General features: G+C 55.0%; 21 protein-coding genes. 10 read left to right on the top strand and 11 right to left on the bottom strand.

All coding sequences use genetic code 11. The features are described 5' to 3' along the window. Positions 1-13 precede the first annotated feature (13 nt). Both MT343_RS02085 and MT343_RS02090 read left to right on the top strand, forming a co-directional pair. Positions 14-2,314 (top strand): DUF5682 family protein, encoded by a 2,301-nt coding sequence (locus tag MT343_RS02085; protein ID WP_145470814.1) that lies wholly within the window; start codon positions 14-16, stop codon positions 2,312-2,314. After that, a complete protein-coding gene (locus MT343_RS02090; protein ID WP_145470816.1) occupies positions 2,302-3,465 on the top strand; it encodes a VWA domain-containing protein in 1,164 nt (387 codons plus the stop codon). Before MT343_RS02085 ends, MT343_RS02090 begins: the two co-directional genes overlap by 13 nt. Positions 3,466-3,679: 214 nt before the next feature. On the opposite strand, the gene MT343_RS02095 is transcribed toward MT343_RS02090, so the two are convergent. From MT343_RS02095 to MT343_RS02115, 5 genes are all read right to left on the bottom strand, one after another. After that, positions 3,680-4,255 carry a YdeI/OmpD-associated family protein gene (locus tag MT343_RS02095; RefSeq protein ID WP_145470818.1) on the bottom strand — a complete coding sequence of 192 codons (576 nt, stop codon included), beginning with the start codon at positions 4,253-4,255 and terminating at the stop codon, positions 3,680-3,682. Between the two features lie 59 nt (positions 4,256-4,314). Continuing rightward, positions 4,315-4,686: a VOC family protein gene (locus MT343_RS02100; RefSeq protein WP_145470820.1), complete on the bottom strand. Its 372-nt coding sequence runs from the start codon at positions 4,684-4,686 to the stop codon at positions 4,315-4,317. Positions 4,687-4,862: 176 nt separating this feature from the next. Continuing rightward, complete coding sequence (locus tag MT343_RS02105) at positions 4,863-5,375, bottom strand: phosphatidylglycerophosphatase A family protein (RefSeq protein WP_145470822.1); 513 nt, start codon at positions 5,373-5,375, stop codon at positions 4,863-4,865. Positions 5,376-5,397: 22 nt separating this feature from the next. Further along, entirely contained in the window at positions 5,398-6,213 is an 816-nt protein-coding gene (locus tag MT343_RS02110; RefSeq protein WP_186436030.1) for a CZB domain-containing protein, read from the bottom strand. A 112-nt stretch (positions 6,214-6,325) separates the two neighbouring features. Next, positions 6,326-8,536, bottom strand: coding sequence for a primosomal protein N' (locus tag MT343_RS02115; protein ID WP_145470826.1), 2,211 nt, complete (start codon positions 8,534-8,536; stop codon positions 6,326-6,328). Between the two features lie 142 nt (positions 8,537-8,678). Here MT343_RS02115 and rpmE point away from each other — a divergent pair, with 142 nt between their 5' ends. Next, on the top strand, positions 8,679-8,888 hold the full coding sequence (gene rpmE, locus MT343_RS02120; protein WP_145470828.1) for a 50S ribosomal protein L31: 210 nt from the start codon (positions 8,679-8,681) through the stop codon (positions 8,886-8,888). A 359-nt stretch (positions 8,889-9,247) separates the two neighbouring features. Here the strand turns inward: rpmE and MT343_RS02125 are convergent, their stop codons facing one another. Further along, a complete protein-coding gene (locus tag MT343_RS02125) occupies positions 9,248-10,111 on the bottom strand; it encodes a hypothetical protein (protein ID WP_145470830.1) in 864 nt (287 codons plus the stop codon). Between the two features lie 271 nt (positions 10,112-10,382). Between MT343_RS02125 and MT343_RS02130 the strand changes: the two genes are divergently transcribed. After that, positions 10,383-10,943 carry a hypothetical protein gene (locus MT343_RS02130; RefSeq protein WP_145470832.1) on the top strand — a complete coding sequence of 187 codons (561 nt, stop codon included), beginning with the start codon at positions 10,383-10,385 and terminating at the stop codon, positions 10,941-10,943. Positions 10,944-11,018: 75 nt separating this feature from the next. Here MT343_RS02130 and MT343_RS02135 read toward each other — a convergent pair whose 3' ends face one another. From MT343_RS02135 to MT343_RS02145, 3 genes are all read right to left on the bottom strand, one after another. Next, positions 11,019-11,666, bottom strand: a complete 648-nt coding sequence (locus tag MT343_RS02135; RefSeq protein WP_145470834.1) for an MBL fold metallo-hydrolase — start codon at positions 11,664-11,666, stop codon at positions 11,019-11,021. 99 nt (positions 11,667-11,765) lie between these two features. Beyond that, entirely contained in the window at positions 11,766-13,322 is a 1,557-nt protein-coding gene (locus tag MT343_RS02140) for a hypothetical protein (RefSeq protein ID WP_145470836.1), read from the bottom strand. 70 nt (positions 13,323-13,392) lie between these two features. Further along, positions 13,393-13,971 carry an LPP20 family lipoprotein gene (locus MT343_RS02145; protein WP_145470838.1) on the bottom strand — a complete coding sequence of 193 codons (579 nt, stop codon included), beginning with the start codon at positions 13,969-13,971 and terminating at the stop codon, positions 13,393-13,395. A 106-nt stretch (positions 13,972-14,077) separates the two neighbouring features. Between MT343_RS02145 and MT343_RS02150 the strand changes: the two genes are divergently transcribed. Then, on the top strand, positions 14,078-14,476 hold the full coding sequence (locus MT343_RS02150) for a hypothetical protein (protein WP_145470840.1): 399 nt from the start codon (positions 14,078-14,080) through the stop codon (positions 14,474-14,476). A gap of 103 nt (positions 14,477-14,579) precedes the next feature. On the opposite strand, the gene MT343_RS02155 is transcribed toward MT343_RS02150, so the two are convergent. Continuing rightward, positions 14,580-15,071 carry an FKBP-type peptidyl-prolyl cis-trans isomerase gene (locus tag MT343_RS02155; RefSeq protein WP_145470841.1) on the bottom strand — a complete coding sequence of 164 codons (492 nt, stop codon included), beginning with the start codon at positions 15,069-15,071 and terminating at the stop codon, positions 14,580-14,582. A gap of 158 nt (positions 15,072-15,229) precedes the next feature. Here MT343_RS02155 and hslV point away from each other — a divergent pair, with 158 nt between their 5' ends. Together hslV and hslU are read left to right on the top strand one after the other, a co-directional pair. Continuing rightward, positions 15,230-15,760: an ATP-dependent protease subunit HslV gene (gene hslV, locus MT343_RS02160; protein ID WP_145470843.1), complete on the top strand. Its 531-nt coding sequence runs from the start codon at positions 15,230-15,232 to the stop codon at positions 15,758-15,760. A gap of 3 nt (positions 15,761-15,763) precedes the next feature. Continuing rightward, positions 15,764-17,107 (top strand): ATP-dependent protease ATPase subunit HslU, encoded by a 1,344-nt coding sequence (gene hslU / locus MT343_RS02165; RefSeq protein ID WP_145470844.1) that lies wholly within the window; start codon positions 15,764-15,766, stop codon positions 17,105-17,107. 67 nt (positions 17,108-17,174) lie between these two features. Here the strand turns inward: hslU and MT343_RS02170 are convergent, their stop codons facing one another. Continuing rightward, positions 17,175-18,809: a methyl-accepting chemotaxis protein gene (locus MT343_RS02170; protein WP_145470846.1), complete on the bottom strand. Its 1,635-nt coding sequence runs from the start codon at positions 18,807-18,809 to the stop codon at positions 17,175-17,177. A gap of 144 nt (positions 18,810-18,953) precedes the next feature. On the opposite strand from MT343_RS02170, the gene MT343_RS02175 reads away from it, so the two are divergent. Genes MT343_RS02175 through rlmB form a run of 3 tightly spaced genes read left to right on the top strand, consistent with a single transcriptional unit; the run spans position 18,954 to position 22,788 of the window. Then, complete coding sequence (locus tag MT343_RS02175; RefSeq protein WP_243989453.1) at positions 18,954-19,325, top strand: gamma-butyrobetaine hydroxylase-like domain-containing protein; 372 nt, start codon at positions 18,954-18,956, stop codon at positions 19,323-19,325. Positions 19,326-19,376: 51 nt separating this feature from the next. Beyond that, entirely contained in the window at positions 19,377-22,037 is a 2,661-nt protein-coding gene (gene rnr, locus MT343_RS02180; RefSeq protein ID WP_145470850.1) for a ribonuclease R, read from the top strand. Positions 22,038-22,044: 7 nt separating this feature from the next. Next, on the top strand, positions 22,045-22,788 hold the full coding sequence (gene rlmB / locus MT343_RS02185; protein ID WP_145470852.1) for a 23S rRNA (guanosine(2251)-2'-O)-methyltransferase RlmB: 744 nt from the start codon (positions 22,045-22,047) through the stop codon (positions 22,786-22,788). Positions 22,789-22,823: the final 35 nt, after the last annotated feature.

Here is a 22,823-nt window from a genome sequence, read left to right on the forward strand (position 1 = left end):
CAGCAGAGAACCGATGTCCATGAAGGAAATTCACTATTTCGGCATTCGTCATCATGGCCCGGGTTCCTCCAGGCGTTTGTTGGCGGCGCTGGAGAGGCTACGGCCTGCGGTTGTGCTGATCGAAGGCCCGGCCGACTGCAGCGAATTGCTGCCGTTTCTGGCCAGTGCAGGGATGAAGCCGCCGGTCGCGCTGTTGTCATTTGTGACCGATGAAGTTGGCCACAGCATTTATTACCCGTTTGACGAGTACTCGCCCGAATATCAGGCCTGCTGCTGGGCGCTGCAGGCGGGTGCTGATGTTCGTTTTATTGATCTGCCTGTGTCAGTTCAGCTGGCGGCTGCGCTTGCTGAAACGGGTGAAGACAGCACAGATGATGCCGAAGGTACGGATACTGAAACCCCGGATACCAAAAACACTGCCAGTGCCGGCAGCCAGGCGCTGCGCCTTGATCCCATCTCCGTCCTGGCGCGCCTGGCGGGTTACGACGACGGTGAAAGCTGGTGGAATCATATTGTTGAGCAGGGCGCCGATGACGATCCTGCGGTCTTTGCTGCGCTGGAGCAGGCGATGGCCGAGCTGCGCGACGCCATTCCCGATGACAGCCCAAGGGAAGTACAGCGCGAAGCTTATATGCGCCTGCAGATTGCCGACGCGGCGAAAAAGACCGACGGCCCGGTCGCTGTCATTTGCGGTGCCTGGCACCTGCCGGGGTTAAAGGCAAAAGTCAGCCAGAAAGACGATAAAGCAAGGCTGAAAACCTTACCGGCCAAGCTTCCGGCCAAGCGCATTAACTCAACCTGGATACCCTGGACCAGTCCACGGTTGGCCAGTGGCTCGGGCTACAGCGCCGGGGTATCGGCGCCCATGTGGTATCGCCATTTGTGGCGCTTTGGCCAAGACGAAGCCTCATTGGCCCGCTGGCTGGCTCTGGTTGCCGAGCAGTTACGCCAGGCCGGGTTGTTGGTTTCTACTGCGGCGGTGATAGAAACCGTGCGTCTGTGTCACAGCCTCGCGGTTATCCGTAATCGTCCCAGCCCGGGGTTTGAAGAAGCCCGTGATGCCACGATTGCCAGCCTGTGCGGTGGTGAAATTTTGTGGTGGCAGCAGATTTCCCAACAGCTCCTGCTGGGGTCTTTGGTGGGCGAAGTCCCCGCCGATGTGCCTTTGGCGCCTCTGTTGGACGATCTGCAGCAGTGGCAAAAGAAGACCCGCCTTAAAAGCGAGGCGCTGCCACGGGAATTGTCGCTGGATCTGAGAAGTGAACCGGGGCAACTGAAGTCCTGGCTGCTGCACCGCCTGCGGCTGCTGGATGTGCCCTGGGGCGAACAGGCCGGCAGCGGCAGTAGCCGTGGTACATTCCGCGAACGCTGGGTGATTGCCTGGCAGCCGGAGTTTGCGGTGCAGCTGGTGGAAAATCAGATCTATGGCAGCTCGCTGGCACAAGCCGCTGCCGAGCGCACCATCGAGAAGATGCGCGGCCAGCGCCAGCTGGGCGAACTGGCTAAGTTGCTGCTGGCGGCATTGGAAGCCGAACTGCCGCAGGCAGTGGAGCAAGGATTCTCGCTGTTGGCTGAGCGCGCGGCCCACACGGCCGAGGGGTTGGATCTGCTCGATGGTCTGCCGCCGCTGGTGGATATCAGCCGCTACGGCACTTCCAGAAATTTGTCACTGACTCATGTGAATGGCCTGATCGAACGGCTGGCGGTGCAGGCCTCGCTGTCTTTGCCGGTTGCGGTGCGCCAGCTTAACGAAGAAGAAAGTACACACTACCGGCATGCCATCGCTAATGCCCATGCTCAGCTTGAGCTGGCGCAGGTTAACGACAGCGTTATGGAAGGCTGGTGGCAGGCACTGCAGGAAGTGATGCACAGCAACCTGTGTGATGCCGGTGCTCGCGGTCTTACCAGCCGTTTGTTGTATCAGGCTAAGCGTCTGGATGAAGACAGCCTGCAGCAATTAATGGCTCGCATGCTGTCACCGGCTAACCCCATTGATGAAGCTAAAGGATTCTTTGAAGGCTTTTTCAGCGGTGCGGCTGAGCGGTTGCTCTACGATTCCCGGTTGCGGCAACTGGTCGACGAATGGCTGGGGGCGCTGGAAGAGGAGGCTTTTATCGACAGTCTGCCGCTGCTGCGGCGGGTATTTGCTGAGTTGGATGCGATGGAGCGCCGGCGTCTGTTGGATGCGCTGCATGCCGGTGAGGTACACAACAGTACCAGGCTTGCCGTCAACGAAACCCTGGCATCCCAGTGGTCTGCGCATTTGCAAGGGCTGGGCAAATTGCTTGCGGGAGATAAGCAATGGATGAATTGATGCAACAGCGTCGCTGGCAACTGGCATTGGGGGCGGAGCAGGAAAGCACGCCGCTGAGCGCCAGTGACAAACGTCTGAACGATGCTCTGACCGCGTTGTATGGCGATGGCTCGGATTCAGAAAAAAGCCGTGGTGGTCTCGGTGGCTCCGCTCCGCGCGTTGCCCGCTGGCTGGGTGATATCCGCGAATATTTTCCGGCGTCGGTGGTGCAACTGGTGCAGCGTGATGCTTTTGAACGGCTGGGACTGCGGCAAATGCTGCTTGAACCGGAGTTTTTACAGGCTATGGAGGCCGATGTGCATCTGGTCGCCGATCTGGTCAGCCTGGGTAACATGATGCCGCAAAAAACCATGGAAACCGCGCGTCAGGTTATCCGCAAAGTGGTTGATGAACTGATGGCGCGGCTGGAGCAAAAAACCGCCGAAGCCATTCGCGGTGCGGTCGACCGGGGTAAGCGCACTCACCGGCCACGTCACAGCGATATTGACTGGCACCGCACCATCGCCGCCAACCTGCGCCATTACCAACCCGAACTGGCGACTGTTGTGCCGGAAAAGCTGGTGGGCTTCAGCCGCAAACAGCGGCGATTGGTGGACCTTGACGAAGTGATTCTCTGTGTCGATCAGTCGGGATCTATGGCCACCTCAGTGGTGTACAGCTCAATTTTTGCTGCTGTTATGGCTTCCATTCCTGCAGTGAAAACGCGATTAGTGTGCTTCGATACTGCGGTTGTCGACTTAACGGATGAACTGGCCGACCCGGTACAGGTGTTGTTTGGCGTGCAGCTGGGCGGTGGCACCGACATCAACCAGGCAGTGGCTTATTGCGCTGGCAAAATCGAACGGCCGGCAAAAACGCACCTTATCCTGATTACCGATTTGTACGAAGGCGGCGATGCCGATGCGCTGAAAGCGCGGGTGGCGGAGCTGATCCGCCAGGACGTTAATGTCATCACGCTGCTGGCGCTGAGCGACGATGGCCGGCCGTCATACGACAGTCAGATGGCGGCTGATTTTGCCGCCATCGGCAGCCCGGTGTTTGCCTGTACGCCAGACAGATTTCCGGAACTGATGGCTACGGCGCTGAAGCGGGAAGACGTACTGCAGTGGGCCGCTGATAGCGGAATTGCAACGGTCCGGCCGGCGGAATAAAACGCTGTATTAAAAAGCAGGCTCCGGCCTGCTTTTTAATAATCACAATAAACGCTTCGATCATACGGCCGGGAACTGAATGTTTTGTCTGCTCGGAGTTTTTAGGGTTGTTTAGCGGAATTTATCTGCTGTTGTTAAGTGAAGTGAATTAATCCATAAAGTCACAGGCAATTCTGAATACCAACCCTGTTAATTTTTTTTGTTCTGCGGAATGCTAAAGCGGTTTTTCTCCGTTAATCAGCATCGTCAGAAATTTTTCAAATCTTGCCTGTCGGGTTTCGGGCTTTTTTGCCTCTGCCAGACGGAAAGCTATCAGGGTGCGGCTTGATTTAGGCAGCGTTGCAAAAAACTGCTTTGCCTCTGGTCTGCCTTCCAGCGCCTGCAGAAAGTCGGCGGGAACTTCCATATCGCTGACGCAATAGGCTTTTTCCCAACGGCCATCCGCTTTGGCTGCGTGTACGTGCATCAGGCCGGGTTCCTGCATCCGGCCTTCTGCTATTAAGCGTTCTATATGTTCAGTATTTTTCTTCGACCAGATACTGCGCGGGCCTCTTGGTGTAATCCGTTGCAGATAAGCCTGTTCATCAAGAGATTTGCGGATACCGTCAATCCAGCCCCAGCACAGAACTTCTGATACAACATCTTCCCAGACAACGCTGGGAATACCTGTGTTTTTCTTAAAAATCTTCACCCACAATTCACGCTCAACCGCGTGGTTCTGCCTGAGCCACAGGCCAAGTTCTTCAGCCGTGGCAAAGGCAATGATTTTCTGCGGATCGGGGACAGGCATAAGGCTGGAGCCTCCTCAGTCAGAACAGCGACTGGCGTTCTCAGTCATCGCCAGCGTGATTACATATTTTTTGCACCAAAGGCTATTTTGTTGTTATCCAGATCACGCACATAAGCCGAGAAACGCGGCCCTCTCTGGCCGGGTTTGCCTTCACAGCTTCCGCCTAATTCAATGGCTTTGTTATACAGACGGGTAACTTCATCCTCAGAATCAAGGCTGAAACCCAGCATTGTGCCATTGCCATTGGTCGCTGTGTTTTGATCAAAAGGAATTGCCACGGCAAAGGCTCCGTCGTCATCCTCACCCTGCCAGAATGTCATACGCTCGCTCGCAAAGGTCTGGCGCATTTCCGTATTTTCGAACAGGGCATCATAGAACTTAACCGCTGCTTCCATATTGTTGGTGCCAAACACAAAGTAATTCATCTTCATTATGGTTCTCCTTCAGAAAGCAGCGAGGATAGCGGCGGCTGGTGACAGAAAGCGTCAGCAGTATTGATATCACAATACTTCGCCGACATAGCAATGAGTGCCGGCATGGCCAGCTCCTGCGATATGTGTTGCTTCAACGGCTTTGCAGCATATTAATGTGCCAGCAGGCTGGCGAATTATCCCAGGGCCTGTACCGTTCCCTGTAATACCAGCAAGCCAAAAATCCCGGCAATCACATCGTCAATCATAATGCCGAAACCGCCATGGACTTTGGCATCCAGCCATTTAATCGGCCAGGGTTTGAGGATGTCGAAAAAGCGGAACAGCACAAAGCCGTACAGCAACCAGCCAAAGTCGGTGAGCACATCGCCGCTGTGCGGCAACCAGAGCAGTGTTATCCACACACCAATCCATTCGTCCCAGACAATGCCGCCGTGGTCATGTACGCCGAGGTCGCGCGAGGTGATTTCGCACAGCACGACGCCTAAGGCAAAACCGGCAATCAGAATGCCCAGATACGGCAGCGTTGGCATGCCCTGCAATAAAAAATACCAGACGGGTAATGCTGCCAGAGTGCCAAAGGTGCCGGGTGCTTTTGGTGCCAGGCCGGAGCCTAAACCGAAAGCCAGCAGGTGAATGGGGTTTTTAAGATTGGGGCGTACAGCAGACTGGTTGACTGAGTTACTCACAGGGTTCTCCGGCTGACCTGTTTCAGGCCAGCAGCTGACCCTCTTTAATAGCGGTGGATGATAGCAGCCGGGCGGGATTAATTTCCATGATGGTCACTTCATTACCGGCGATGCGGATGCCTTTCAGCCAGCCACGGGCAAAGGGCGGCATATAGTCCTGCTGCTCTTTTTCAAGCTGTGCGGCGCTGCAACTGAACACTTCGCCGACGTCATCGACCCGCAGACCGAGGGTTTGCTGTTCACTGCTCTGCAGCATGATCACGGTCGGGCGGATGCTGCTGCGTACCATGTTCGACGCTTCGGCAAACAGGTCGCGCAGGCGTTGCAGCGTACTGCTGCCCTGATGACTCAGAATGTTCAGGGCTTCTTCGGCCTGATCGTTATCACGCAGGGTGAGCAGCTGATCAGCGAGGGCGTGAATACGTTTATGCGGTTCGTCAAAGCTGCGCAGTACATGCTGCAACTGGCTGTCGTCGGTGCGGAAGTTGTCGTACCACTGGCCGAATTTGCATTGGTGCGGGTCGCGCGCCAGATCAAAGCTGCCGCCATGCTGCAGGCAGTCTTTTAAGGTGTTAAGCCAGAGAACATGGTCCTGCTCACGGGCCTGCAATAACTCAAGTAATTCACGGCTTTTGCTGCGTTCGGATGGCTGATTGAGCAGACGTGCCAGCGACAGAATAATGCAGGCCTGGCCTTCAAATTCCACCATATCGAATTGCTGGCCTTTACCGGTGGCAACCTGCGTGGGCGTCAGAGCACTTTCGGCGGCAATAAAACGCACGCTTTCAATGGGAACGGCAAAGTGCTGGCGGGCGTGGCGGAAGCTGAGGTATTCCATGGCGGGTCCTTGCGCGGGCATTAGGTTGGCAGTGTGCGGTGGTTATCCTGATAAGTAAGACCAAGTATAGATGGCGCTCGTTATCCTGCCGGACAGTCTGCGGTCTGCCTGTTCAGAGAATGTCGATGGGGTCGATATCGAGATTCCAGCGCACCTTTGATAAGCCCTTGTTCTGCTCAAGAAAATGCACCAGTGCCGCTGCGGTACGGTGCAGCACACTGCGTTCGGCGGCGTAAAACTGTAACTGAAAACGGAAGCGGCCATTGCGCCGTTCCATAATGGCGGGGAAGGGGCCAAGCAGGGTAACCGGTGCCTGCCAGCTGGCGCCGCTGTGGGTTTGCAGCCATTGCTGCACAAAGGCACGCGCCTGTTGCAACAGTTGCTGCGCCTGCATACGGTCTTCGCATTCGCTGCGCAGTAATGCCATATGGCTGTACGGCGGCAGCTGCTGTTGTTGGCGTTCCTGCAGCAGTGACAGCGCCAGTGCGTGGTAGCCGCTGTCGAGCAGCAGGTTAAGCAGCGGATGCTCGGCGTACAGGGTCTGAATCCACACTTCGCCCGGTGCTTCTTCACGCCCGGCGCGGCCGGCCACCTGACAGATTAACTGCGCGCTGTGTTCCATGCCGCGGAAGTCGGCGCTGAATAAACCGGCATCGGCGTCCAGCACTACCACCAGAGTGACATCGGGAAAGTGGTGGCCTTTGGCCAGCATCTGCGTGCCGACCAGAATGCAGGGGCCGCCGCTGTGAATATCGTCGAACAGATTATCGAACGCCTGCTTGCTGCGGATGGTGTCGCGGTCGACCCGGCGCACCGGCACCTGCGGGAACAGCACGGCAAGCTGATCCTGAATTTTCTCGGTGCCCTGACCAATACCCTCAACGTGCTGACTGCCACATTGCGGACACACCGCAGGAATACCCTGCTGGAAGTCGCAGTGGTGACAATGCAGATGCGGCGGATACTGATGCAGGGTCAGGCGTGCGTCGCAGCGGCGGCATTCGGCCATCCAGCCGCAGTCACGACAGGCCAGCAGTGGGGCAAAACCGCGGCGGTTAATAAACACCAGCACCTGTTTGCCGTCGCTTATATGTTTATGCATGGCGTTCAGCACCGGCTGGGCGAAACCGGCGGTCAGTGGTTGGTGCAGAATGCTGTGCAGCTTCATACCCGGTGCTTTGGCATCGCCGGCGCGCTGGCTCAGTTTCAGGTGCAGGTATTTACCGCTGAGCGCGTTGTGCAGGGTTTCCAGCGAGGGCGTGGCCGAACCGAGCACAATAGGTACACCGGCTTTATGCGCCCGTACCAGAGCAAAATCGCGCGCCGAATAGCGCAGGCCATCCTGCTGCTTAAATGAGGCATCGTGTTCTTCGTCGAGAATAATCAGGCCGAGGTCGGGCATCGGCGTGAATACCGCCGAACGGGTGCCGATGAGAATGCGTGCGCCGCCCTCACTCACCTGACGCCAGCCCTGCAGACGCTCGCGGTCGTTCAGGCCGGAATGCAGCATGGCGATGGGCACATTAAAACGCGCCTGGAAACGGCGCACGGTTTGTGGAGTCAGACCGATTTCCGGTACCAGTACCAGTGCCTGTTTGCCCGCCGCCAGTACCTGCTCGATCAGACGCAGATAGACCTCGGTTTTGCCCGAGCCGGTTACGCCTTCGAGCAGGCAGGCGCGAAAGTGATGCAGCTCCGGTTCAAGTGCCTTCAGTGCACTCTGCTGTTGCGGGTTCAGGCTGTGAAAGCGCTGATTCTCCTGAATAACCGGCGGCAGTGGCAGCTGCTGGCGTTCTTCAATCAGTCCGGCGTCGGCTAGGCTGCGCAGCTGTGCAAGGGTAAATCCCTGAGCCGTCAGTTCGCTGTGTGGCCATTGCGGGCTTTGCTGAAATAACTGCCACAGCGCCTGTTGTTTGCTGCCGCGCAGGGCTTTGGCCGGTTCGTCTGCGGTTTTCAGCCAGACCCGTTCGTCGGCCTCGCTCAGCTCACAGCCACGGCGCAGCATGGTCGGCAGCATATGCTCCAGCACTTCGCCCATGCTGTGGTGATAGTAATCGGCCAGCCAGCGGCACAGCGCCAGACTGTGTTCGTCGATCAGTGGGGTGTCGTCAAGGCGCGCCAGCAGCGGTTTCAGCTTATTAGCGGGGACATCCGACTGATCACGGCAGCTGAGCACGATGCCCAGCAGCAGCTGACGGCCAAATTCCACCCGCACGCGCTGGCCGGGCCGATAGTGATCCGGCGTTTCTCCGGGCAGCGGCAAGTAGTCAAAAGTGCGGCGTAGCGGGAGGGGAAGAGCAATTTCGACAACAAAAAAGGACATGAAAAGACTTGCTGCTTAGGTCGGCTCTGGTATTATGCGCGTCCTTATTGCCCATGCAAGGGCAAGTTTTTGTAATCCAGTAGCGCGGTACTTGTGGAGAGAAGATTCGCAAGTGGCGGCGTGAAGACCCAAGAGGTGTCCCATGAAAGAAGGTATTCATCCTGAGTACGCTGCTCTGGAAGCAACTTGCTCCTGCGGCAACGTGATCAAAACCAAATCCACTAAGCCTGGTACTATGTACCTGGACGTGTGCTCCGCTTGCCACCCGTTCTACACTGGTAAGCAGAAAGTTGTTGATACCGGTGGCCGTATCGACCGCTTCAACAAGCGTTTCGGTGCTTTCAAGAAGTAATAAAGCCCGAACCGAAAAAACCCGCCTTGTGCGGGTTTTTTTATGCCCGCCGTCCATGGCGGGCCCCTGCGGGCCGCGCTGAAGCGCGTTAAGCTGCGTTCCATACTGCGCTTTTATGCCCGCCGTCCATGGCGGGCACCCTGCGGGCCATTGCTGCGCAATGTTGACCAACGCTCCCGGCGTTGATGCTATGCCCGCCATCCGCCATCCGCCATCCGCCATCCGCCATCCGCCATCCGCCATCCGCCATCCGCCATCCGCCATCCGCCATCCGCCATCCGCCATCCGCCATCCGCCATCCGACATCCGCCATCCGCCATCCGACATCCGGCATCCGGCATCTGGCATCTGGCATCTGCTCACTGCGCCGCCAGTTCCCAGCTTTGCTGGCAGCGCTGCATATATTGCGCATAGATCGTCAGGCCGACCGCGGGGCCAACGGCAGCGCTGTCGGCGCACAGGTTGGCAATCAATTCTTCCGATACCCGGCTGAGACGGTTAATCCGCTGCTGCAGGGCATCGCCTTCGCTTTGTTCCAGCGCCAGGGCTTTATCTACGTTGGCCAGACGTTGCTGCCACTCCTGTTGTTGCGCACTGGCTTGTTGCTGCTGAGCCAGTAACTGCTGCTGTGCGGCCGTTATCTGGTGTTGGTATTCCTGCTGCGTCTGCCGCCATTGGGCCCGTTCCTGCTGCTGTACGGTTAACTGCTGTGCCAGTTGTTGCTGACCGGATTGCAGACTTTGCTGCAGGCTCAGGAGTTGCTGTTGCAGACTGTGGATATGTTGCTGCTGGCTGAATGTGAGGCTGGCAGTGGTGATGCACAGTAACAGCAAGGCAAGCAGCATCATGCGTGGAGCAGTCATGGCAGGCCAAAGGGAGGTGCTGGAGCCTGCAGAACAATCCGTGCGCATCAGGGGAGGCTGTTGCGGCGGCAGGTTTTCTGCACCCGTGATGTGGGCTGAGACCTCAACAGCAGCCTCGTCCGGGCTGGTTGCCACAGGTTCGTTAAGCAGACTCTGGCGGGCGGCAATCAGCTTATTCAGCGACAGGCAGAGTGCCTGCTGTTCGGCGGGCTGGTGCTGCTGCAGTAGCTGGGTGGCCGTCTGACGCAGTTGATGCTGATAGGCCGCCTCAATGTCCTGTGCCTGATTGCTAAGGGTTCCCAGCAGCTGTCTGGCTGCAGCCTGATCGCTTTCCTGTGTTGTATTGCGGGTCTGTGTCATCGTCAGCTCCTTCACGCGATGAGTGGCCGTACCATCCTCGGCTGCTGCGGCTGTTCCGGCAATCAGGCGAAGCGGCGAATCTGCATTTGCTGAACGAAGAATGCGCCAATGTTGTCAGAAGTGGTCGGGTGGTAACGCAGACTGTGCCGCGCCGGGATGACTGTTGTATGACGCTGTCAGGCCTGTTGTGTTGGTGTATCGGTTTGTTGATTGGCGCGACAGCCAATCCGTTACTAAACTTATCCTGTCATTCGTATACAGAGAGCTTTTTGTGACAAGACGCGAAGAAGGTGAAGAAGAGCTGAGCGAAGCCCAGCGTCTGGCACTGCTGGAAGACACCGTATCGACCAACCGGGTTGTGCTGATGATCATCGCTGTGCTGGCAGTGGTGGCGATATCTGTGGCGGTAACCGTCGCGGTGGTTAAGCTGATGCAGCCGGATGTGACCTATGTCGACAGTAAGAGTTTTGCCAAGCTGGAGCGGGACGTTGGTATTCTGAAAGAGGCGGCTATCGCCTACGAGCAGAGCATGGCCGACACCAAAAATATTCTCGACAGCAGTAATGCCACGGCGTTTAAGGCGTTGATGCTGGAGCAGGAAAAAAGCTATCAGCTGCATCTGAATGCCCTCAAACAGGGGATGCGTGATCTGGCTCGTATGGTGCCCGGCTCGCGCACCTGGCTGGATATTTACGAAGAACAAATGGACGAGGCGCTGGCCGAAAGCCGCGCGCGTATGAACCGTTTGTCGCGTCTGCAGACTTCGGCCCTGCCGGATGTTGAGGCGATTCCTCTGCCCGACAGAGGAGAACCGGTACCGGTTCTGAACTGATGACTCCGCTCTGGCATAAAAAACGGCGTGCACTGCACGCCGTTTTTTATGCCTGTTGTTTACCGGTCAGGATGTTCAGCCGCGATGATCAGACACAAAAGGATTGGTACGGCGCTCGTGGCCAAAGGTGGATTCCGGGCCGTGACCGGGAATAAAGGTTATGTCGTCACCGAGCGGGAATAATTTGTCACGGATGGAAGACACCAGCTCGGCATGGTTGCCCTTAGGGAAATCGGTGCGGCCGATGGAGCCCTGAAAAATCACATCACCGACAATCGCCAGCTGGTCGGCAGCGCTGTAAAACACCACATGGCCGGGGGTGTGTCCGGGGCAGTGAATCACATCCAGTTCAACCCCGCCGACCTGGACTTTATCGCCATCGTTAAGCCAGCGGTCCGGGGTAAAGATCTCGGCCTGCGGAAAACCAAACATCGCCGATTGTTGCGGCAGTCCCTGAATCCAGAACAGATCACCTTCGTGCGGCCCTTCAATCGGCAGGCTCAGACGGCGTGCCAGCTCGGCGGTGCCACCGGCATGATCGATATGGGCGTGGGTCAGCAGGATTTTTTCGACCCGTGCGCCCATAGCGTCTGCCTGTTGCAGGATACGTTCAATATCGCCACCCGGATCGACGATGGCAGCCGCTTTGGTGGCATTACACATCAGGATGGAGCAGTTCTGGGCAAAGGCGGTAACGGGAACAATGGCAACAGATAAAGACATGAACAGGGGCTCTGGTTTGCAATAAAAACGCAAGGGTAGCCTAACAGGAGGGATGGGAGAAGCCCGCAGGCTTCTCCCGCTGGTGCAGTAACGTGCGGCTCAGAAGGCCATGATTTTCGGTTTGACCCCGGCAAACTGCGGCATGGTCATACCGGCATCGGCATTCACATAGGTGGGGTCGGCGATGGTGTAGCGTTTGCCCTGCCAGCTCCAGTTATCGCCCTGTACGCCGCCGTTAAAGGCAACGGCGGTGGCGACGTGTCCCGGGTAATCGAGAATTACGACATCCAGCCCCAAGAGCGATTCGGTCAGCCAGGCAAACAGCGCCGCACGGTCTTCACAGTCAGAGTAGGGGTAGTGCAGGGTTTCCAGTGGGAAAAGGTAATTTTCCTCGTGGAACTGCTCATCGTCGGTCTGGTAGGCGAATGCCGTCTGCACAAAGCGCAGCAGGTGATTCACCGCTTCCTGCTCACTTTTCCCGGCGACGACCGGGCGCAGCTGATTGAGCAGCGATTCGCTGGTCACCGCCGGTAAGCCGGCTTTGAAGTAGTTCGGCAACGACAGCTGTGGATAGCTGCTGAAGTAGCTGACGAAACGCTGCGGATACGCCACTTTGATGTTGTATGACTGATCGCGGTATTTAAATGTCAGCTGGCGCTGTTCTTCGCTGCCGCCAATGGCAAAACGGTTCGGCTGGCTGAAATCAAGGGCGCGTGAGCCTTCGTCATGCTGGCCTTCGTAGGTAAATACTTTGCCGGGCTTCAGTGCTTTTTCATTCAGATTGATGGCGTAATATTTTTTATTACCGAGGCGGAAAAAAGTAACGCCAAACATTTCCTGTTCAGACGTCAGCAGCAGATGAACTTTGTCGTTATAAGCGACGCGGGCATCGTAACCGGCTTTTACCAGCAGGAACCAGCTGGTCAGCTTACGGCTGGTGCTGTCTTTATGCAGGGCGCGGGCAAACTGATCAAACAGCTGGGCGCTGCCCCAGTCGTTCAGGCCCAGACGCTGTGCTGCAGCCTGCAGTGCCTGCACCGTTGGCTTGTGCTCAGCACTGGCCAGTTGCTGCCAGTATGAAGCAATTTTTTCGTTATTAATTTTACCGCTGAAATTGCGTTTGAATTTGGGGTTATACGGAATTTCGATAGCATTTCCGTAGAAACCAAAACGCGCAACCGGGCCGCTGAGCGGTGGTTTTTTTGCGGGTTTTTCTGCTACCGGTTTATCCAGTGTTGGCTTTTCTGTGGCTGGTTTGTCGTCAACCGGTGGCTTGGCCAGAGGTGGTTTGATCAGCTCCGGAGCCGGTGGTTTGGGCGCAGGAACTTCTGCGACCGGCGGCAGCTCGGGCAGGGTGACTTTAGGCGTGTCATCTACCGCAGGTTTGGCATCCGGTTTGGCAGAAGCCGGAATTTCCGGCAGGTCGACCGGTTTGGGTTTTGGGTCGCGCAGCTCGGCAGGCTTCACATCAACCGGTTGCCATTTCTGCTGCAGAAACTGAATAAAGGCTTTGTCGTTTTCATCCAGATAGGTCTGAAAATCGCCACGTGTTTTCTTTAACCATTGTTCATATTCAGACTCGGCTGTTGCTATAGCCGACAGACTGAGTGCTGGTAAGACACAAAGGTAAACAGAGAGCTTTGCTGGAAATTTCATCGGGATTCCTCGCATAAAAAAGCCGGCAGACGCCGGCTTCTTATTATGATCGTGCGTCAGCGTTAAACGCTTACTGCATGTTGGAAATTTCAGAAGCCAGTTCGTCAAAAGACTTCTCGGCCTGGAATTTCTGCCACAGGGCACGTTCATTGTTCATAGAGGTTTTGATTGCCTGTTCCGCCAGTTTATTAACGGTGTCAGCATCCAGACCAACCAGAACTACGATACCACCGCTTGGGGTTGGCATCTGACGGAAGATTTTAGAACCTACCAGAGTTTCTTTGGTGATCTGTTTGGTTACAGAAGTATTAACGCGATCAACGGTTTCAGAGTCACCGGTACCAGTGGTTTCGGCGTACTGTTTGATCATGTTCTGCACTTCCACTTTCATGGTTTGTGCCAGTTCAACACGGGCAGCGGTTGCAGCCATCTGCTTCATGAAGTTAGGGCCGGCAGCAGACTTGTCAGCGTAGCCAACAGCAGACAGATCCAGACCATCAACCGGAGCACCACACACCCACTCAGGAGCGGCCTGACCAGAACCGTCAGCAAAGATGCAGCTGGCTACCGGAGCCGGAGCTGGTTTATTGGATGCACAGGCGACCAGCAGGCTGGTCGTGGCTACAGCAAATAAAGTACGAAGTTTCATCTTCCTCTCCTTGATGAAGTGAGCGGTTTAATAAAGCTCAAAAGGTGTGCCGAGAATAGCGGATGCTATGGCAAAATGCCACACGGGATTATGGCGGATGTGAGACGTGTCAAAGATGAAAAATACAGCGCTGGCAGCAGCATTATTGATCACAGTTTTATTACAGTATGGCTGTGCCGGAGCTAAGGTTCAGGATGGTGCCCCGGCGTGGATTATGAATCCGGGCAACGGCGTTGTGGCATCATGCGGGTTTAATATTAAAGGCCGTTATGCTCAGGAAGAATGCGCATTGCAGCGTGCCCGCGAGCGTCTTGCCGCGCAGCAGGGGGTAGAAATCAGCAGCGTGTCTTATTTATCGGAACGGGTGCGCAACGACGCCAGCAGCGTCAGCCTGAATAAAGAAACGGTGGAAAAGGTCAGCGGCGTAACGGTAAAAGCGCGCATCCGTGATACCTGGTATGACGCCCAGCGGGATGAATATTACGTCTGGCTGGAAAGCCATTAACGATCAAAAAACAGGCTGAACGGCCGGTGGCGGAACAATAAATTCCGTTGCGGGCCGTTCAGTCTGGGTTCAGTCAGGGGCTGTTTTCTCTGATTAAACAGCCTTAGTGCTGGTGGCCACCGGCACCGTGAGCGTGCTTGTGAGAGATCTCTTCGGCGGTTGCAGCGCGTACAGCAACGACATCCACTTCGAACTTCAGTGTCTTGCCGGCCAGCGGGTGGTTGGTATCGACGTCGGCCATAAAACGGCCAACTTTAACGATGGTTACCTGACGGGTGCCCTGTTCTGTTTCGACCCAGGCAACCATGCCTTTCTTCCAGTTTTTCGCGCCCTGCAGGTGTTTTACCGGCACGCGTGCGACGGCATCGGCCTGACGCTCGCCATAGGCCTGATCCGGGGTCAGGGTGATGCTGATATGCTCACCGGCTTCTTTGCCGGCAACGGCCTGTTCAAATCCGGCAATCATATTGTTGTGGCCGTGCAGATAAGCGATGGCTTCGCCGCCGGCATCTTTATTGGTGCTTTCGATCAGCTGGTCCTGCTCGTCGAACAGGCTGTAGTGCAGCTGCACCACGGTATCCTTGGCGATGATCATGATGACTTCCCCATAAACATTAAAAGGCGCGAGTATCGTTTCCGGCCCGGTCTTTGGCAACACCTGTCGCGTTCTGGCGGTTACGCAGGGGAGTGACTTGATTTGTCTGCGGCGACCCCCATATCGGTTATTCGTGCATCAGAAAGCAGGAAATTTTCATGACAACTATTGTATCCGTACGCCGTGGTAATGATGTGGTGATTGGCGGTGACGGGCAGGTTTCTCTGGGTAATACCGTAATGAAAGGTAATGCCCGTAAGGTGCGGCGCTTGTATAACGATCAGGTGCTGGCCGGTTTTGCCGGGGGAACGGCAGATGCCTTTACCCTGTTTGAAAAATTTGAAGCGCAGCTGCAGAAGCACCATGGGCAACTGACCCGTGCTGCGGTTGAGCTGGCGAAAGAGTGGCGTTCTGACCGTGCGCTGCGCAAGCTGGAGGCGATTCTGGCGGTTGCCGACCATACGGCGTCGCTGATCATCACCGGTAACGGCGATGTGCTGCAGCCGGAAAACGATCTGATTGGCGTAGGCTCTGGTGGTAATTACGCACTGGCATCGGCCCGTGCGCTGCTGGAAAACACCGAATTAAGCGCCCGTGAAATCGTCGAAAAAAGTCTGAATATTGCTGCAGATATCTGTGTATTTACCAACAGCAACCTCACTATCGAAGAACTGAAGGCGGGAGAATAATCCATGAGCCAGATGACCCCGCGCGAAATCGTGCATGAACTCGACCGTCATATTATCGGACAGCACAATGCCAAACGTTCGGTTGCCATTGCGCTGCGTAACCGCTGGCGCCGGATGCAGCTGCAGCCGGAACTGCGTGATGAAGTAACACCAAAAAATATCCTCATGATCGGCCCGACCGGTGTTGGTAAAACCGAAATTGCCCGCCGTCTGGCGAAGCTGGCCAATGCACCTTTTATTAAGGTTGAAGCCACCAAATTCACCGAAGTCGGTTATGTCGGTAAAGATGTTGAATCCATTATCCGCGATCTGACCGAAACCGGTCTGAAACTGCTGCGTGAGCAGGAAATGGTCAAGGTTGCCAGCCGTGCCGAACTGGCCGCGGAAGAACGTATTCTGGATGTACTGTTACCGCCGGCGCGCAGCAGCACAACCAGCTGGGACACTACCGAAGAGCCAAAAACAGAAGACAGCTCAACGCGCCAGGTTTTCCGTAAAAAGCTGCGCGAAGGGCAGCTGGATGACAAAGAGATTGAAATCGATCTGGCGCAGGTCAGCGTTGGTGTGGAAATTATGGCACCTCCTGGCATGGAAGAAATGACCAGTCAGCTGCAGAGCATGTTTTCCAACCTCGGTGGCGAAAAGAAAAACAAACGTAAATTAAAAATCAAAGAAGCCTTCAAACAACTGCGCGACGAAGAAGCCGCCAAAATGCTGAATATGGACGAGCTGAAAGCCCGTGCACTGGAGCTGGTGGAACAGAACGGCATCGTCTTTATTGATGAGATCGATAAAGTCGCCAAGCGTCATGAAAGTGGTTCCGGTGGCGATGTTTCGCGCGAAGGTGTACAGCGTGATCTGCTGCCATTAATCGAAGGCTGCACCGTCAGCACTAAATACGGCATGGTCAAAACCGATCATATTCTGTTTATTGCCTCCGGTGCATTCCATCTGTCCAAGCCTTCCGATCTGATTCCGGAATTACAGGGCCGTCTGCCAATCCGGGTGGAACTGGAAGCGCTGACGCCGGATGACTTTAAGCGTATTCTGACCGAGCCAAAAGCATCGCTGACCGAACAGTATAAAGCGCTGCTGAAAACCGAAGGGCTGGATATTAACTTTACCGAGGATGCGATCAAGCGTCTGGCAGAAATTGCCTTTGAGGTGAACGAGAGCACAGAAAATATCGGTGCCCGCCGTCTGCATACCATTATGGAGCGACTGCTGGAGCAGGTATCGTTTGATGCAACCGATATGACTCAGGCGGTCGAAATTGATGCTGCCTATGTTGAGAAGCAATTGGGCGATCTGGCCCGCGATCAGGATCTGAGTCAGTTTATTCTCTGACACAGATACGGATAAAAAAGGAGGCCTGCAGGCCTCCTTTTTTATGTGCAACGTTATTTGGCGCAATTTAAATCCTGAAACGCTCAATTAATCTGACCAGAGCTTCGCTGCTGTCGGACAGCTTCTGTCCGTACTGATCGGTTTTTACCATATTGTCGGCAATATGCCCTGAAGATTCAGCGATCCGTACAACGTTGCCGCTGATCTCGTTGGCGGCGGCGCTTTGTTCCTCAACCGCACTGGCAATGCTCAGGTTCATTTCGGTAATAGTGCTGACTGCTGTGCTGATGGTTGATATCGCGTCCAGTGCCTGCTGTGAAGTGACAGAAGTGGATTCAGAATTTTTTACGTTTTCTTCCATCGAATGTACAGCGCTGGCGGCCTGATCCTGCAGGCGGGAAATCATTTTATTAATTTCTTCAGTCGATTCCTGGGTGCGCGAGGCGAGGGTGCGCACTTCGTCGGCGACCACGGCAAAACCGCGGCCCTGTTCACCGGCACGGGCGGCTTCGATGGCGGCGTTCAGTGCCAGCAGGTTGGTTTGTTCGGCGATACCACGGATAACATCCAGTACCGAACCGATAGCGTCGGTTTCACTCTGCAGACCCTGAATCACCTCGCAGGAGCTCTGGATATCGGCGGCCAGGCTACCAATGCTTTGCTGTGTGGTTTGCATGGTTTTCATACCACGGCGGGCGTTGTCATCGACTTCCCGGGCGGCGGCGGCGGCGCGTTCGGCATTGCCAGCCACTTCGTGAATAGTCTGGCTCATTTCATTCGAGCCTGTGGCAGCAAGATCGGTCTGTTGCAGCTGATCGTCGGTGAGGCGGCGTGTTTCACTGCTGACGGTGGCAATCTCACGGGTCAGTTGCGCCAACAGTTCTGAGGCGGTTTTACTTTCGCTCACAACTTTGTGAATCTGACCAATAAAGGTATTAAAGGCCTGGGCAATATTGGTGATTTCGTCCTGACCTTTGGAAGGTAAACGCTGAGTCAGATCGCCTTCACCGCGGGCAATATCATCCATCGCCTGAGTGATAACCCGCAGCGGATGACGGATGCTGTTCGATACCAGCATGATGACGGCAATCAACAGAATAATAAAAATCAGACTGGTGGTAATAAGGCCGGTGGCACTTTGCCAGAAGGCGGTCATAACGTCGTCGGTATAAACACCGGTGCCGACAATCCAGTCCCAGGGTCTGAACTGTTTAACGTAGCTGACCTTGGATACGGGTTCCGAACTGCCGGCCTTGGGCCAGTAATAGTGCACATAATTGCCTTCGGACTTACTTTTTGCTGCTTTTACAATTTCGCGGAACAAATACAGGCCATTGGGGTCTTTAACGTCGTTAACGTTTTTTCCTTCCAGCTCTGCTTTGACACCATGAACGACAACGACGGGTGCGGAGTCGTTAATCCAGAAATATTCATTGCCGTTATAACGCAGCTCGCGGACAGCATCCTTTGCCCGGGTTTGTGCTTCTGCTACCGGCATTCCCTGCTGGCTGAGCTGGTAATAATGCTCAATCAGGCTGTATGCACTGTCGACCTGCTGTTTTACAGCCTGTTGTTTCGCCTTGTCTATGGTGTTGTAAATATGTTGCATGGCTTGCAGCTGGATCAGCAGAACACATATTACGGAAGCACTGAGAATTACCCATAAACGGGCACGGATACTGATATTGCGTAAAGAATTCATAGGCAGCTCAATCTCACCGATAGTAAACTACATCAGGTACAACCGGAGCCTGATATTGGGCGACACACCATGTATGCCTTACATAAAAGTGTAGCGCGCTTTATCTCATCCGCCCGTTATCCATACTCCCGGAGTGGAATAACAGTGATTCCAAAAGCAATAAAAGTGAAGAAAGTCAGCCACTGTCTTGAGTTGACCTATGGTGAGCAGCCTTATGAGCTGTCTTATGAATTTCTTCGTGTGCACTCACCTTCGGCAGAAGTCCGTGGTCATGGTGTCGGCAATGAGGTGTTGCAGAGCGGTAAAAAAGATGTGGTATTGCTGCGTATTGAACCGGCCGGTAATTATGCCCTGAAACTGGTGTTTGACGACGGCCATGACTCAGGTCTGTATGACTGGAGTTATCTCTATCATTTATGCACGCATCGTGATGAACTGTGGACTGATTACCTGCAGCGCCTGCAACAGGCCGGAAAAAGCCGCGACAGCGCGCAAATCAACTTTAAAGCCCTGTAAATACGTGTGTAACCGTTATACTGGGCGCAAATTAATTATAGGAGCCGCACATTGACGGATTCCAACGCACCAAAAGCCCCGTTCCATGACCCAAATGCCGAGGCCGAAGCGCAAAAATATGAAAACCCGGTTGCCAGCCGTGATGCCCTGCTGGCATTGCTGGAGCAACTGGGCCACCCGGCTACCCACGCGGAAGTCTGCGAAGCACTGGGTGAAACCGATGAAGACCGCGTAGAAGCTCTGCGTCGCCGCCTGATTGCGATGTCGCGTGATGGCCAGCTGATCAGCAACCGTCGCAGCCAGTTTGCGCCGCTGCGCAAAGTCGATCTGGTTACCGGTGTGGTGATGGGCCATCGCGATGGTTACGGCTTTGTGCTGCGTGACGGTGCTGATGATGTGTACCTGTCTAACCGCCAGATGAGCAAAGTCTTTCACGGTGACCGCGTTGCGGTACAGATCCTTGGTCTTGATCGCCGTGGCCGCCCGGAAGGCAAAATTGTCGAAGTGCTGGAGCGTAATACTCAGCAGATTGTCGGCCGTTACTTCGATCAGTCCGGTGTCGGCGTCGTACAGCCGGATAACAAACGCGTGGCGCAGGAAATCCTGATTCCGCCGGTTGGCCGCAAAGGCGCTGAGCACGGCCAGTTTGTGGTGGTGCAGATTGTTGAGCAGCCGAAGCCCGGCGGCTTACCTATGGGTGAAGTGGTCGAAGTGCTGGGTGATCACCTGGCACCGGGGATGGAAATTGATGTTGCCATCCGCAGCCATAATATTCCGCACGAATGGCCGGAGGCAGTGCTGGTAGAAGCCAAAAAACTGCCGGAACAGGTCAAAGATAAAGACAAACACAACCGCATCGACCTGCGTCAGCTGCCTTTTGTCACCATCGACGGTGAAGACGCCAAAGACTTCGACGATGCCGTCTATTGCGAACCTAACCGCAAAACCGGTGGCTGGCGTTTATACGTTGCCATTGCCGATGTATCCCATTACGTACAGGCAGGTTCGGCATTGGATGTTGAAGCTCACGGTCGTGGCAACTCGGTGTATTTCCCTGAGTTTGTGGTACCGATGCTGCCGGAAAAACTGTCCAACGGTTTATGCTCGCTGAACCCGGAAGTAGATCGTCTGGTGATGGTATGTGAAATGACCATCTCCAAAGCCGGTAATATTTCCGGTTATCAGTTTATGGAAGGTGTTATCCACTCCCATGCGCGCCTGACCTATAACAAGGTCTGGAAAATGCTGCAGCCGGAACGTGGTGACGACGGCGATGCCTGGCGTGAACATTACAAAGACGTTGTGCCGCATCTGGAAAATCTCTACGCCCTGTATAAAACCCTGCGCGCCAAACGTGAAGAGCGTGGTGCGATGGATTTCGACTCGGTCGAAACCCGTATCGTGTTCGATGCTGAGCGTAAAATTCAGGAAATCGTACCGACCGAACGTAACGCGGCCCATATGCTGATTGAAGAATGCATGCTGGCAGCCAACGTCTGTGCTGCCGATTTCTTCCAGCGTTATGACGTGCCGGCACTGTATCGTGTGCATAACGGCCCGAGCGCAGAAAAACTTGAGAACCTGAAATCTTTCCTCGCCGAAGTCGGTTTATCCATGCCACATGGTCAGGACCCGTCGCCGAAAGATTATCAGGCATTGCTGAGCCAGATTGGCGACCGTCCGGATTCACATTTAATCCAGACCGTGCTGCTGCGCTCGCTCAGTCAGGCCGTTTATAAGCCGGATAACGAAGGTCACTTTGGTCTGGCTTATAAAGCCTATACTCACTTCACTTCGCCAATCCGCCGTTACCCCGACCTGCTGGTGCACCGTGGTCTGCGCAGCGTGATCCGCAGCGAACGCGAATGCAAACACGTAAAACGTGCCGACGGTGCCAAGCCACTGGCACAGAAAACCATTTACCCATACGACACCGCAGCGATGGTGGTAATGGGTGAGCATTGTTCGATGACCGAGCGCCGTGCCGATGATGCTACCCGTGACGTGGTCGATTTCCTCAAGTGCGAATTTATCAGCGACCGTATCGGTGAAGAATTCGAAGGGGTTATTACCGCGGTTACCGGCTTTGGCTTATTCGTTGAATTAAAAGACGTCTATGTCGAAGGTCTGGTGCATATCAGTGGTCTGGCAAACGATTACTACCACTTTGATGCAGTGAAACATCGTCTGGTAGGCGAGCGCACGCGCCGCAGTTTCCGCCTTGGCGATAAGCTCTGGGTAAGGGTCATGAACGTGAACCTCGACGAGCGCAAAGTCGATTTCGAACTGACCACTGCACCGGTTAACGCCAGACGCAGCAAAGCCAGCGATCTGCCAACGCCTGCGCGTTTACCGCGCCGCCGTAATAAACAGGCCGATGGCAAAGTAACCGAAGAAACGCTGGAGCCAAGCCGCCAAAAAAAAGCACGGGCACCCTCGACAGAATCTGGAGATGGTGCCAGAAGTGGCGGTAATAAAAGCGGCGCTAATAAAAGCGGCGTTAAAAAAGCCGGTGTTAAGCGTACGGCTGACAAGGGCGCTAAAACCTTTGCTGCTGACGATTCAGACGGCACTAAAAGCAAAAAGAAAAAGCCCAAGCCGAGCAAACGGCAAAAGCTGAACGCCAAAAAGAAAACCGAAAGCAACAAAGCGGTAAAGAAAAAGACCGCCAAGAAAAAACCGGCCAAAAAGGCCGGAAAGAAAACAGGTTAATTAATCAATGAAGTTAGAAGCCGTTTACGGTTTGCATGCCGTTACCACCTTATTGCAGCGCAGTCCGGATCAGGTGGTTGAGCTGTGGGTGATGAAAGGCCGTCAGGACCAGCGTATGCAGCGCGTGCTGGAACTGGCTGCCGAACAGGGGCTGGATATCCGTGAGGCCGACAAAGGCCTGATGAATCAGAAGGCCGATGAAGGTAATCACCAGGGCATTATTGCCTGGCGTAAGCCGGTGCAGAATAAAAACGAGAAACACCTGCCGGATATTCTCGATAGTATCAGTGGCAATGCGCTGATTCTGATTCTGGACGGCGTTACCGATCCGCATAATCTGGGCGCCTGTCTGCGTACGGCAGACGCCGCCGGTGTACAGGTAGTGATTGCGCCGAAAGATAAATCCGCACCGTTAAATGCAACAGCCGCCAAGGTGGCCTGTGGCGCAGCCGAAGCCGTGCCTTATATTCAGGTCACCAATCTGGCGCGCACCATGAAAGAACTGCAGGAACGCGGTATCTGGATTGTCGGCACCGCCGGTGAAGCAACGCACAGCATTTATCAGCAGGATTTTACCGGGCCAACCGCTCTGGTGATGGGCGCTGAAGGTGCGGGGATGCGTCGCCTTACCCGTGAACATTGCGATTATCTGGTGAATATTCCGATGGCTGGCGAAGTCAGCTCGGTTAACGTGTCGGTGGCTACCGGCATTTGTCTGTTTGAAGCGGTGCGTCAGCGTCAGTTGAGCTGAGTACCTGTTTGCGGGCAGGTAACCGCTGTTGCCTG

It is taken from the genome of Venatorbacter sp. C2-1 (genome assembly GCF_022832715.1).
In the GTDB taxonomy this organism is placed as follows: Bacteria; Pseudomonadota; Gammaproteobacteria; order Pseudomonadales; family Oceanobacteraceae; genus Venatoribacter; species Venatoribacter alkanivorans.